Source organism: Chitinophaga sp. OAE865, from assembly GCF_040546735.1.
GTDB lineage: Bacteria > Bacteroidota > Bacteroidia > Chitinophagales > Chitinophagaceae > Chitinophaga > Chitinophaga polysaccharea_A.
In genome coordinates, this window is record NZ_JBEPOF010000001.1 from 321,605 (window position 1) to 335,029 (window position 13,425).

13 protein-coding genes and 1 tRNA gene are annotated in these 13,425 nt (G+C 39.4%); 4 read left to right on the forward strand and 10 right to left on the reverse strand.

The annotated features are described in order from the left end of the window. Window position 1: 1 nt before the first annotated feature. Complete coding sequence (locus ABIE50_RS01325) at window positions 2-586, reverse strand: helix-turn-helix domain-containing protein (RefSeq protein WP_142684871.1); 585 nt, start codon at window positions 584-586, stop codon at window positions 2-4. A gap of 87 nt (window positions 587-673) precedes the next feature. On the opposite strand from ABIE50_RS01325, the gene ABIE50_RS01330 reads away from it, so the two are divergent. From ABIE50_RS01330 to ABIE50_RS01345, 4 genes are all read left to right on the forward strand, one after another. Then, entirely contained in the window at window positions 674-1,240 is a 567-nt protein-coding gene (locus ABIE50_RS01330) for a MarC family protein (RefSeq protein ID WP_209856706.1), read from the forward strand. Between the two features lie 49 nt (window positions 1,241-1,289). Continuing rightward, window positions 1,290-1,364, forward strand: a tRNA-Arg gene (locus tag ABIE50_RS01335). Between the two features lie 346 nt (window positions 1,365-1,710). Beyond that, window positions 1,711-2,271: an IS256 family transposase gene (locus ABIE50_RS01340; protein WP_354028280.1), complete on the forward strand. Its 561-nt coding sequence runs from the start codon at window positions 1,711-1,713 to the stop codon at window positions 2,269-2,271. A 52-nt stretch (window positions 2,272-2,323) separates the two neighbouring features. Continuing rightward, window positions 2,324-2,518 carry a hypothetical protein gene (locus ABIE50_RS01345; protein WP_354028281.1) on the forward strand — a complete coding sequence of 65 codons (195 nt, stop codon included), beginning with the start codon at window positions 2,324-2,326 and terminating at the stop codon, window positions 2,516-2,518. Between the two features lie 103 nt (window positions 2,519-2,621). Here ABIE50_RS01345 and ABIE50_RS01350 read toward each other — a convergent pair whose 3' ends face one another. The 9 genes from ABIE50_RS01350 to ABIE50_RS01390 all read right to left on the reverse strand — a co-directional run bounded on the left by ABIE50_RS01350 (window position 2,622) and on the right by ABIE50_RS01390 (window position 13,425). Next, window positions 2,622-4,520 (reverse strand): ABC-F family ATP-binding cassette domain-containing protein, encoded by a 1,899-nt coding sequence (locus tag ABIE50_RS01350; protein WP_209856704.1) that lies wholly within the window; start codon window positions 4,518-4,520, stop codon window positions 2,622-2,624. A gap of 235 nt (window positions 4,521-4,755) precedes the next feature. Next, window positions 4,756-6,342 (reverse strand): hypothetical protein, encoded by a 1,587-nt coding sequence (locus tag ABIE50_RS01355; protein ID WP_209856702.1) that lies wholly within the window; start codon window positions 6,340-6,342, stop codon window positions 4,756-4,758. A gap of 190 nt (window positions 6,343-6,532) precedes the next feature. Beyond that, window positions 6,533-7,468 carry a GDP-L-fucose synthase gene (gene fcl / locus ABIE50_RS01360; RefSeq protein WP_209856700.1) on the reverse strand — a complete coding sequence of 312 codons (936 nt, stop codon included), beginning with the start codon at window positions 7,466-7,468 and terminating at the stop codon, window positions 6,533-6,535. A gap of 1 nt (window position 7,469) precedes the next feature. Next, on the reverse strand, window positions 7,470-8,582 hold the full coding sequence (gene gmd, locus ABIE50_RS01365) for a GDP-mannose 4,6-dehydratase (protein WP_142684866.1): 1,113 nt from the start codon (window positions 8,580-8,582) through the stop codon (window positions 7,470-7,472). 30 nt (window positions 8,583-8,612) lie between these two features. Next, window positions 8,613-9,449: a glycosyltransferase gene (locus ABIE50_RS01370; protein WP_209856698.1), complete on the reverse strand. Its 837-nt coding sequence runs from the start codon at window positions 9,447-9,449 to the stop codon at window positions 8,613-8,615. Window positions 9,450-9,669: 220 nt separating this feature from the next. Then, a complete protein-coding gene (locus ABIE50_RS01375) occupies window positions 9,670-10,281 on the reverse strand; it encodes an LbetaH domain-containing protein (protein WP_142684864.1) in 612 nt (203 codons plus the stop codon). Window positions 10,282-10,284: 3 nt separating this feature from the next. Next, window positions 10,285-11,436, reverse strand: coding sequence for a glycosyltransferase (locus ABIE50_RS01380; RefSeq protein ID WP_142684863.1), 1,152 nt, complete (start codon window positions 11,434-11,436; stop codon window positions 10,285-10,287). Window positions 11,437-11,464: 28 nt separating this feature from the next. Next, window positions 11,465-12,730 (reverse strand): O-antigen ligase family protein, encoded by a 1,266-nt coding sequence (locus ABIE50_RS01385; protein WP_142684862.1) that lies wholly within the window; start codon window positions 12,728-12,730, stop codon window positions 11,465-11,467. After that, entirely contained in the window at window positions 12,649-13,425 is a 777-nt protein-coding gene (locus ABIE50_RS01390) for a glycosyltransferase family 2 protein (RefSeq protein ID WP_209856696.1), read from the reverse strand. The genes ABIE50_RS01385 and ABIE50_RS01390 overlap by 82 nt, the downstream gene beginning before the upstream one ends.

Sequence of the window (13,425 nt, forward strand, 5' to 3'; positions counted from 1 at the left end):
CTTACTTATCATTGCCGAGGAAGAAATATACTACCAGGATCTGTGCATTCTCCTGGCCTATGTTGCGGGGTTTATGTCCGAGCCGGCCGTCGAAGAAGAGGGAGTCGCCTTCTTCCAGGATATACTTTTCGTTATCGATCAGGTATTCAACGGTGCCTTTGATAATATATTTATACTCGTAGGCATCGGTTTTTACTATTTGTGAGCGGTGGGCGCCTTTTTTCAGCTCGAGTAATACGATGTCTACCGGGAAGTTCTTCACATTTCTGGTGAGCACTCTTTTATAAACGAATCCTTTGGCAGGCTCCTTTTCAAACTCCTGGTAGGAGGCTTTTTGTTTGATGATGACCTTTGCGCTTTGGGTTTGCTGATCAATTTCGTTGAAGAACTCATTCATATCCAGCCGCAGGGCTTTAATAATATTGATCAATACCAGCAGGGAGGGTACTGTCCTGTTATTCTCTATCTGGGATATCAGCCCTTTGCTCACCTCTGCCCTGTCGGCCAGTTCCTGGATGGTAATGCCCTTGGCCTTTCTTTTTTCCTTGATCTTGTTGCTGATCTGAATAATGATATCCTCTGTCATATAAAAAGTAATTAAACAAATATAATCAGAAAAGCGGCCGGGATGAAACGTTCCCCATTCTCCCTATATTTACACAAAATAGCATTCATGTTCAGTTTCGACCAAATCCTGGCCATTACTTTTACGTTATTTGCGGTGATTGATATTGTGGGATCTGTTCCTGTACTGGTATCGCTGAAAGAGAAGCTTGGCCATATAGACGCCGGCAAAGCCACGCTGGCCTCCGGTTTCCTGATGATCCTGTTCCTGCTGGTGGGGGAGCCCTTCCTTAAGTTATTGAGTGTGGATGTACATTCCTTTGCGGTGGCGGGTTCTATCGTAATATTCGTTATCGGGCTGGAAATGATCCTGGGGCTGGAGTTTTTCAAAACGGATCCGGATGCCAAGGCTGGCAGCGTGGTACCTATTGCCTTTCCGCTGATAGCGGGTTCGGGTACGCTGACCACCATTATGTCGTTGAAAGCCAACTTCGGACAGTATAATATCCTGGCGGGTATCTGTTTGAACCTGCTGATCGTGTATATTGTGCTCCGCTCGCTGAATTATATAGAACGCTTGCTGGGCAAGGCCGGACTGATGGTATTACGCAAATTTTTCGGGGTGATCCTGCTGGCTATTGCGGTAAAAATCTTCAAAAGTAATATCAATCTTTAATGCAATTTGGGATTGTACATTAGAAAATGTAGATTTGCGCGAGTTTTATGGCCTCGTAGTACAATGGATAGTATAAGAGTTTCCGAAGCTCCAGATTCAAGTTCGATTCTTGACGAGGCTACCAGATCAAAACCGGCCGTTTTCAATAAAATTGGAACCGGCCGTTTTAATTGATTATGGTGCCCTTTTTATACACATTTTTTATTAGTTGACCCCACCGATAAATTTAAAAGAGAGGATAACAAATTAGGTAGCACTATTATATTTATATCAACAAGTATTCTATAAAATAAACAGTAACCTAAAATAATAAATAACCCATCCCTGATTTAATCTATGAAAAGAATATTATCATCACTGTTATTGTTAACAGGAATTGCATTGGAGAGTAGCGCGCAAAGCTATATTAACAATCAAACATCGAAGAACAAATACGGGAAGTATATAAATTTGATGTTTCCACAGCCACAATCAGCCGTATAACCAGTCGCGTGGCAGAAGATATTGTCGCTTGGCAAAACCGGCCATTAGAACCGGTTTATCTCATAGTCTGGATGGATGGCATTGTGTTTAAAGTACGAGAGAACAGTAAAGTGGTAAATAAAACCGTCTGTATCGCTGTAGGACTAAAGCGGGATGGGCTCAAAGAAGTTTTGGGAATGTGGCTGGGTAAGAATGAATCAGCCGCCTATTGGATGACTGTACTTACGAACCTGAAGGCCCGTGGCCTGGAAGATATTTTGATAACAGCCACGGATAATCTGAATGGCTTCACACAGACCATAAAATCAGTCTTCCCTCAATCTGCCACCCAGGTTTGTGTAGTCCATCAGATACTTAACAGCTGCCGCTACATAGTCTGGAAAGATAAAAAGGAATTTACCACGGACATGAAAGATGTTTACGCTGCACCGACCAGGCCAGCTGCCATGGCTGCTCTTGACGCTCTGGATGCTAAATGGAGTACAAAGTATACTTATGCCATCAAAAGCTGGCGTGAGAACTGGGAGGAACTGACCGTCTTTTTTTGACTTTCCCCTGGAGATAAGACAGATCATCTACACCACAAACCTCATCGAAAACCTGAACGGCAAAATCAGAAAATACACCAAAAACAAGCTGTCCTTCCCCACTGATGAAGCTGTGTTTAAATCGGTGTACCTGGCTTTACGGGAAGTGTCAAAAAAATGGACCATGCCCATTAGAAACTGGGGCATGATCCTGAATCAATTTTTAACTATTTTTGATAAAAGGGTGAGAATCCAGTTATTAATTTGATCCCCGATTTTTAAGTTTACACACTTATTGAAATAGTCCCTTATAAAACGGAAAAACAGTTCAGTAATGAGCTGCTTTTCCCGTTTTATTATTAATCCGATGCTTAACTATTCATTTCACTCAGCTCGAGCCATCGCATTCCTTTCTCATCCAGCAATTGAATGATCTCGCCAATCCGGTGGGTCATCGGTTCCATTTTATCAAAAGGTAGCTCTCCACTGGATAATGAAGCTTCAATATTCTTCTTTTCTTTTTCCAGCTGCTCTATTTCCTTTTCCAGTAATTCAAGTTCCCGCTTCTCCTTAAAAGACAACTTACGAGTTTTACTTTCGGCTATAACTACCGGCGTTACAGGCTCAGGTGTACTCTCTTTTTTTGGTGCAGTGGTTTTCCTTTTATCTTCTTCCTTCTCCCACTCGCGGTACTGGGTATAATTACCAGGAAAATCGCGGATCTCCCCATTTCCTTCAAAAACAAACAGGTGCTCTACCAGTTTATCCATAAAATAACGGTCGTGGCTTACAATGATCACGCAACCCTGGAATTCCTGCAGGAAATTTTCCAGTATACTGAGGGTTGGTAAATCGAGATCATTGGTTGGTTCATCCAGCACGAGGAAATTAGGATTCCTAAATAAAATGGACAACAGGTGCAGCCGTCTTTTTTCTCCTCCACTCAGTTTGGAGATGTAGGTATATTGCTTTTCTGCTGGAAACAGGAATAGTTCAAGGAATTGGGCAGCACTCACTTTAGTGCCATCTGCCAATGGGAAATTTTCAGCAATGTTTTTCACAAACTCAATCACCCGCATATCCTCTTTCACTACCAGCCCGGTCTGCGAATAATTACCGAACACAATGGTTTCACCAACATTAATTTTACCGGAGTCGGGTTGCTCGGTACCGAGGAGCATATTCAGAAAAGTAGATTTGCCAACCCCATTTTTTCCGACAATACCTACACGTTCTCCCTTTTTAAAGGTATAGTCCATTCCTTTAAGGATCTTCAGATCTCCAAAAGATTTATATACTTTTTTCAGTTCGAGGATTTTCCCTCCGAGGCGGGTCATCTTCACATTCAGCTCCAGCTGTTGTTCGGCTACCTTCGTGCTGGCTTTTTCCTTTACCTCGTAGAAAGCATCCTGGCGTGATTTAGATTTGGTGGTACGGGCTTTAGGTTGCTTACGCATCCATTCCAGCTCCTTGCGATAAAGATTACGTGCCTTATCTACACTGGATTTCTCGCTATCTTCCCTGGCAGCCTTTTTCTCCAGGTAATTTTCATAATCACCTTTATAAATAAAGAGCTGCTCCCTGTCAAGCTCCATAATTTCGTTACATACACTGTCAAGGAAATAACGGTCGTGCGTAACGAGGAGCAGGGTTACTTTTTCCTGGTCAAGATAATTTTCCAGCCACTCAATCATAGATACATCGAGGTGGTTGGTAGGCTCATCCATAATAAGCAACACATGCTTGTGTTCGAATCCGATTTCGATCAATACCTTGGCCAGAGCCACCCTTTTTTGCTGGCCGCCGGAGAGGGAGCCAACCGGTTGGTCCAGGTTGTGTATATTAAGTTTCCCTAATATCTGTTTTACTTTACTATCAAAGTGCCAGGCGTTCAGTTCGTCCATTTTGGCGATGGCATCCGTTAACTTATCCAGGTCTGGCTCGTGTCCTTCCTCTGTAAGCAACTCGTATTCCTTGATGGCATTCAGTATTGGGTTATTATGATTAAAGATATTTTCGATCACAGTTTTCGAAAGATCAAAGCCGGATTGTTGTTCCAGCATTACAACGGTTACGTCTTTATGAATCCAGACTTTACCGCTGTCGGGAGTGTCTTTACCGCATAAAATGCGGAGCAGGGTTGATTTTCCTGTCCCGTTAAGCGCCACCAGCGCTATTTTATCTCCTTCTTCAATATGAAAAGAAATGTCCCTGAATAATGGTTTGGTCCCAAAAGATTTGGTAAGCCCTTCTACTGTAACGTAATGCATGCTGCGAAGTTATAAATTATCGGCAACACTGGAAGGAACAGGGGTTATGTATTTGATATTATGATTTTTTAGTATATTAAGTACAGGATGACCAGGCCTCTCTTACCTGATACCTTTTTTGACAAACTGTTATTTCGGCCCTTTGTCCATTATTATCCTCCCCTTTTTGCGTTTTTAAATAAAAGGCCCTTGCGCCGGAAAGCGGAAGGGCTTGCGTATGTTTAGGCACTATTAATCAGAAGTCGTAATAGAACTGGCGGAAAGTACTGCGTAAACCAATGCTAAATATCAGGTCAGTGGTTCTGGTAATATCGTTACTCACCCTTCTGGCTGCCAATGAGGTTTCTAACCGGAGATTATATTTAGGATTAAGCACATAGGCAATAGTTCCCTGTGCGTATAACAAATTGGTTTTAATTCCCTGGCCTATCCAATTACCATAATCATTAACCCGGGTAGTATATGGTTTGGATATATCATGACCATAATTGGTTTTTGCATCAGGATCATCTCCGTACTTTGAATACATCAATTCTCCCCTGCCATACCAACGCTTGATGCGATACGTAGCAATGCCAAGTACTTCCCAGAAATTTGCTCCCAACGGGTGTGCTAATGACTGGTTATAATGCTCGTAATTAATTAGAGTGCTTTTGTAAGAATAAGTGTATGGCCGAACTACATTAAATTCCCCCTGCAGATCCAGCTTATTTACCTTAAACAGATCAAAAGATCTGAAGCCCAGTTGAGCAGATTGTTTGTTTGCCCACCAGCCTTTACCACCAAACACCTCTTTCAACTTAAATTCATCCAACACCAGCTGGCCATATATTGTGGTTTTAGGAAATAACTTAAACTTGGCGTTCATACCAACAAGGGCATTATCTGAAGAGCCTTCAGAGAATTCTGCTGAGCGCAGGAAGATGATAGGATTCATATAGCTCCAGTCGAAACCACGTTTTCGACCTGATGAATCTGCATCCGGCCAGATCACAGCATCAAAGAGACCAATAGTGAGCCGTTTGCTCACGTTCCAGTCCAGAAAATGAAATACTCCCCATTTCTTATAGTATCCCAGATCGTCATAAGCCGTTGCGAAACTCTGGCTGTGTTTGTCCATAAACTGGGCCCACATAGCCGTGTATTGAACATTTCCAAGCGTTCCCGTAAGCTTCAGATATGGATAACTGAATTGTATATCAGACAGGATCAGGGAACGGTATCCATCTCCAATAAAATTCTGTCCATATCCCGCCGTTATATTAAGATACTTATTAGGTGTATAGCTTAGCAATGCACTGGCATAGTTGTAATCAAATGCCTTTCCTTCGCTATAATCCTTAATTCCTCCCTGCCCTGGTACAATCTGGTTCTTACGGATATACTGGTCAAGATAATAAGGAAACTTTCCCTGGTTTTCGAAGAAATAAGATTCAAAATAAAATTTGGTACCAATATTCGCCTGGATACTGGCTCCTCTCGTATTCAACCAGGTAGTTCTGCTTCCGTCGCGTGACTTACCGACCTGAAAATCCGGAAGAAAATCAATGAATACATTATAATCCTTGTTACGGTATTCAAGAAGGTGTTCGTTAAACAGTTTCCGGTGGAACCAGCTACGTTTAGTCGTATCCGGATTGGTATACATGGCACTGGTATCCTCATGCAAAATAGGCTTAAAGGCAGTGTGGTGGTTACTGCTATCCAGGTAAAGTTCCCGGATGTCCTGGGGGTTATAAGGCACAATGACAGGCAACTTCTCCTGCGCATTAGCTGCACCAAATAGTAACAAAGCTGTTACCATCCAAACGAGATGTTTCATTAATTCTTTTTTGATTGCTTAAAAATGTACACGGGATCAGACATCACAAACATTCTGATAAGTCAAGTGTATTGTATTAATACATACACTTGACTTATCAAAACGCAAAGATAATATTTTCAATACATTAAGGTGACAGATGGGGATTAGTATAAAAATAGAGAATTCCGGCCACATTACGAGAGCAGAATCACTTTATCCAATTTTTGCTCTTTACTTCTTCGTAAACCTTATTAATACCTTCTTCAAGGTTGAGACTGGCTTTCCAGCCTAAATTATGCAATTTGCTTACATCCATTAACTTTCTTGGGGTGCCGTCCGGTTTACTTGTGTCAAATATCAGTTCTCCTTCAAATCCTACAATCCTCTTTATTAACTGCGCAAGATCCCGGATGCTTATATCTTCTCCCACACCGATATTTACGAGTCCCTTTTCATTGTAGTTTTGCATGAGATAAAAACAGGCATCCGCCATATCGTCGGCGTGCAAAAATTCACGCTTGGGAGTTCCCGTACCCCAGATGATAACTTCTGGTTGATTATTGACTTTTGCCTCATGCATTTTACGCAGCATTGCCGGTAATACATGAGAAGTAGTCAGATCATAATTATCGTTGGGGCCGTATAGATTAGTTGGCATCACGGAAATAAAATTACTTCCATACTGTGCCCGGTAGGCATCGCACATTTCGATACCTGCAATTTTGGCTATAGCATAAGGCTCATTTGTCGGTTCCAACGGACCGGTAAGCAGGTATTCTTCTTTCAACGGCTGTGGTGCCATTTTGGGATAAATACACGAAGAGCCTAGAAACATCAGTTTTTTGGCATTATTCAGATGGGCATGATGAATAACATTGTTTTGAATCATTAGGTTTTCATAGATGAACTGCCCACGATAGGTATTGTTTGCCATGATACCTCCAACTTTGGCAGCAGCAAGAAATACGTAATCGGGTTTTACATCAGTAAAGAAAGCTGCTACCGCAGCCTGATCACGCAAATCCAGCTCTTTCGAGGTGCGTGTTATAATATTATTAAACCCTTCCTTCTGCAAACGTCTCACAATAGCTGAGCCCACCATTCCTCTATGACCAGCAACGTATATTTTATCCTGAGTGTTCATGCTATTCAAATTGATTCAATACTTTATAACCCGCGTCTTTCAGTAATTTTTCACGCTGAAAAAGTTCAAGGTCTGCGGCAACCATTTCCTTTACCAATGCGGGCAAGTCGTATTTGGGCTTCCAGCCAAGTTTGGTCTTGGCTTTGGTAGGATCTCCAATCAACAGCTCTACTTCGGTAGGTCTGAAGTACCTGGGATCTATTGCAACTATTTCCTGGCCAGGCACCAAGGCCCCATCTTTCTTTATACAACTTTTCACATATCCCTTTTCGTCTATTCCTTCACCTTTAAATATTATTTCAACACCTACCTCCGCGAACGCCATTGTAATAAATTCCCTTACTGTGGTAGTAATACCAGTAGCGATTACATAGTCTTCCGGTTTATCCTGTTGCAATATGAGCCACATCGCTTCCACATAATCCTTCGCATGTCCCCAGTCACGTTTTGCATCAAGGTTCCCCATATAGAGCTTGTCCTGCATCCCTAATGACAGCTTCGCTACAGCACGTGTAATCTTCCTGGTTACAAAAGTTTCACCACGGAGGGGGCTTTCATGGTTAAATAAAATGCCATTACATGCAAACATATTATATGCTTCACGGTAGTTCACGGTAATCCAGTATGCGTACATTTTTGCCACTGCATAAGGGGAGCGTGGATAAAAGGGGGTTTTCTCCGATTGAGGTACTTCTTGTACCAGACCATATAATTCAGATGTAGAGGCCTGATAAATCTTTGTTTTCTTTGTCAATCCTAACAACCGCACCGCCTCTAAAATTCTTAATGTCCCTACACCATCTGCATCTGCTGTATACTCAGGCGCTTCAAAACTTACCTGAACATGGCTCATTGCACCCAGGTTATATATCTCATCAGGTTGAACTTCTTGAATAATTCTAATGAGATTAGTGCTATCCGTCAGATCCCCATAATGTAGTTTAAAATGTACATTTTTCTCATGTGGATCCTGATACAAATGATCTATCCTATCTGTGTTAAAAAGGGAACTCCTCCTTTTAATACCATGTACTTCATAATCTTTTTTTAGCAGTAGCTGAGCCAGATAGGCGCCATCCTGACCAGTAATGCCAGTAATAAGGGCAATCTTCATTTTTTCTTAAATATTAATAACTGTCAAAAATTAGTGATCTTGCTTTACCTTATCAATAGCTGCCAGCGTTTTTATATTTAATTGGTTCTTCTCTGTATCAAACAACCAACCCCATTTATTAAAATACTTAACAGCCGAGCTTATATGAATCATGAATAATTTTTTGTTCTTAAAAGATTCCTTTTTATGGCCATGAATAACTGATACTTCAGGGTAAAAAACAGTTCTCGAGAATCTATTAACTCTTCGTGTAAGATCATAGTCTTCCAGGTACATAAAATACCGTGTATCAAAAAAACCGGCTTTTCGAAGAACGCTTATTCTGATAAACATAAAACATCCTGACAGGCAGGGGGTATTCAATACGCTTGCATAATCAAAGTTATGTAGCTCATATTTTTCATTTCGTCTCTTTGTCCAGGATGAATCACTTAAAAAACGTCGTCCGAAAAGATCTAATGGAGAGGGAAGCAACTTACACAGTCGTTGTATGGAACCATCTTCATTTAAAACTTTAGGCATCAGCAATCCGATATCGTCTTGCTGTTCCATGTATTCATAGATCTTAGATAGAATATCTTTTTCAAAAATAATATCCGGATTTATTACTAAATGATATTTTGTGTCATCCAAAATCTGTTTCATTACCAGATTATGTCCTGATCCATAACCTAAATTCCTGCCAATAAACTGATAAGAAAATCTATCTCCAAACATTTCAACTAACTCTGGGGGGTATGGTACAGGAGAATTATCCACCATATAAATCCAATACTTAAGCTTGCTTCCGGAGAATCTGTCAACTAAGGCTTTTAGTTCCTCAAAACTCTGCTTATATCTAACAATTGAAACAGTTAAATCAAACATATATGCTCTATTTGCAATCAACTTACTGTTTTTCAACAATTTAAACGAGAATAATAGCCCATAATTGACACTAACTCAAACTTTGGATGAAGCGCAAAAATAGGAATAACTACTAATAAGAAGATTAAAAATATCTTTTGCCAATTAAGAGCTTATTTAAAAATTTAATTATGGTCATTTTAGATCTTTACTCAAATATTTAAAAATCAGACTCCCGATATTAGATATTGTCCAGCTTTTCCCATTTATGGGTCTCGAAATTAAACTTTTTTATTACACGAGCCGGACTTCCAACAGCGATGCAATAAGGCGGTATTTCCCGGGTAACTACCGACATCGCGCCAATGATGCTACCCTTTCCTATTTTTGCCCCAGGCAGTACACTAACATACTCGCCAATCCATACATTATCTTCAATAACTACCTCCTTGCGAGTTAGCATTCTATCTGAAGGTGGCATATCCGGATGGTCATGCACATCATCCAATCCATATGATCCATGACTAATATCTGTTATGAATATTTTACTGGCTATTAGAACATTATTTCCTATTATAACTTTTTTACCAGCCGAAATGTGGACATAATCATTAATTTGCACATTTGTTCCGATAATCAAAACGGGCTCGCTGCTACTTGTTTCAGGATATGCCTCAAGCCGACAGCCGACCCCTGTTGTAAAACCATTTTGCCATTGAATATTTCGGGAATTTCGTATATCGAAAGGAAAGCGGATCAGTCTGGCTTTTGGGAAAAAAATTTTTGTTCTCAACACATTAATGGCCAGTTTCATGAAACCTGCCAGTCCATAAGTTCTGTATTTATCCAACATATACTACACAATGATTGTGGAATCTGATTCCTTTTGTTTAAAAGGTAGCATTATTTCGAAAAGCTCTTTCCAACCTTTAGCAAATGGCTTCGCGTATGTTTGTTCCTTTGTGATTTCAAAATTTGCGTTTCCATTCAACACTGCCTCCATCAAATTGGCTAATTGTAATGGCTTATCTGGGTCAAAAAAGCTCACTTTGTTGTAGGTACCTACCGTTTCACGCGCATAAGGTAAATCAGCTATCAGCATCGGCTTGGCATATTCCTTAAATTCACTAATCGGAAGACCCCACGATTCCAACTTTGATGGAAAAATCAATGCTTTGCAGGTGGAGTAATAGTCTGCAACTTCGTCCCTTGAGATTAAACCAATAAATCTAATATTTTTCAGATGACCGTATGTTTCTCTTATTCTCTTGGCATACCTATTTTCAGTACCTTTGAGTGTAATATAAACTTGAAAATCGCTTATTTTCCTACTATTCAGTAATTTGACAGCTTCCCCGATTACTTCAAAATTTTTAAATGGTCGCGGGAAAGCAGGGAAGAAAAAAGCCCGGGAGCGTATAAACGTATCTTCCTCGCGTTTCGTGTTAACATCAATGGAATTAACCTGGTCTCCTTCGGGTTTTGCCACAACGATTTTTTCTAATGGGAGTTTGAAAAGCTTGGCAAAAGCCTCCCTTAACCAGCCTTGCTGTACAATTACATACGAATTTTTATTTATATTTATTTTATAGAGATATTTATATAGTAAACTGAATATAAACAGAGACGGCTCTTCACGCAAATCGGTTAAGGTGGTTTTTCGGAAAATAGAAGGATTATGACAGTACACTGCCCGTATCTCTGCGTCTGTATTAGGAGTAATATCATGTAATGAAAGCCATAAGTATGGCTTATACTGACGGGAAATTTCTTTTGCCTGATAATATTCAAAATACAGTCGCTTCACCCATGATTTTTTTATTTCAGGAAAAACCAACGGCTTAATATATTCATATTCCTTAATTACTTCAGCATTATTTACAATAGCATAAATATCATAATCATCGGTGTAATTGGCATTCAGAAAACATGCACAATCCCGTAAAATAGTTAAAGGCCCCCCTTCTGTAAAATTTACAGCTGAAATAATTATTTTTTTTTTATTCATATATTCAGTTCGTTGGTAGCTGTACCCTTTATTGATTAAATGCCTTTTTATAAGAATTCGTTGTTAAGCCGAAAAAAATTAATACATAAAATATAATAGTATACGTAAGATTCTCTGTGTTAAACATAAAAATAAAAACTATTGCAAATAGCACTCTCTCAAGAGCGGTAAATCTACGAAGATACTTGGGAAAGAGCAGTGTTGGCAACAAGAAAAAAACGGCTCCTATACCAAGACTCGCAATTAACAATAGTAAACCGTCTGACCCTGTCGGTTTGGCTCCCGAATTATATTCTAGTGGCCCTATAAGCCTCAAAGCATAATCTACCCGTGCATTATCGTTACCAAATCCTACCCCCAACCATGGGTGTTCCTTTAGCATAGTCCAATCAACCAAATTATCATATGCCCTGGATAAAGTGGAAGCGAAGTTTGTATCATCCTGGTTTAGCTTTCCGAAGATCATATCCTTTGCCAGTAAAAGAAAAATACCCATTGCTATCGCCGTTATAAAAACAAGCAAGACTATTTGAGAAGTGCTGAGCTTTTTAACAGTTTTCTTAAAATGCAGAAAACTAAGAAGAAAAAAAATAACAAAACCGGTTGTTGAGATCGTAGACACTATACCTAAAGCGTAAATAATGTAAGATTTCCATCTCACTTTCTGAATAACTATTTCAAAAAGAAAGGCGAGATTAATGAAAAGCTGAAATGCTCCGGGTTCCCACCAGACCCCCGAATTTCTATATCCCTGAGTTTCAATAGCACGCTCTGGCACAAAAAAAACAACAAAGTTTCTATAATAAAAATCGGCAATAGATTTGGCGGCTGGCAAAGGTGAGGGAATATTAAATCGGATTACAACAAAACTAAGTAATGAAAACAGAATTAATACTCGTATTACTTTCACATAATATGATGCAAATTGATCAAAGTTCACAATTGATGTTGCAAGTAAACCGGACAATAGCAATACCATTAACATTACTACTGATTGCATATTAGCAGATGGATTAACCGCTGCGAGTAGCAAAAAAAGAAAACTGAACAGCAATTTCTTCCGGGAGATCATTACTGATTGGAAAAACATTCCAATTGCCATAATCATAAAAAATGTAAAAGCAATTAGTAATAAACCATAGCCATATGCTTCGTAGTAAAGTGTTTTTGCGCAAAAGATACAACCAAGAATTACCAATTTCTGAACAAGATTTATTGGGATTTCTTCTGGAAATATTGCACTAGTGTTCGAGGCATTGCCATTTTCAAGATGTTCCTGAATTTTATCTCCCACTTCCTTAATTTTAATTGAATTTTAGTAATCACGCTGCTATCCCACTTAGAGATAATTCTTGCATATTCATCAAATACCCCATGATTCCCGTCAGACAACCCGCCTGTACTTATGATGGCTATCGGAATAGGTATATATTGAAAGTTTGCCTGTATTTTAAAACACGTAAATACAAAATCAAAATCTGCTGCAATTTTATACTGCAAATCAAAAGGATATTGCTTCAGGAACCGAGATCTGGCTAAAAGTGATTGATGAGAAAAAATCATCCCTCTCTTAATAGCTCTAAGTGGTTTAGCCCTGATGAGCTTTTTAAACTGATCATTATAATCTGCTAATTTATCTCCATATATAATATCTGAATCAGATGCGGCCTCTTTTATTATTCTTTGTAAAACATCCGGGGCTGTAAATAAATCTCCCGAGTTCATAAAAATTATGAACTCACCGGAGCTTTTGGAAATTCCTTTGTTCATGGCATCGTAGATGCCCTTATCTGGCTCAGAAATAAATACATCTATTCGGTCAAGATATCTTTTTATAATCGGCACAGTATTATCTTTCGAGTTGCCGTCTATAACAAGAAACTCAATATTTTGATATGTTTGTTCTAATACACTGTTGATCGTTTGTTCAATTAGCTTTTCATTATTATATACAACAGTAATAATCGATATCTTAGGGTAATAATTCAT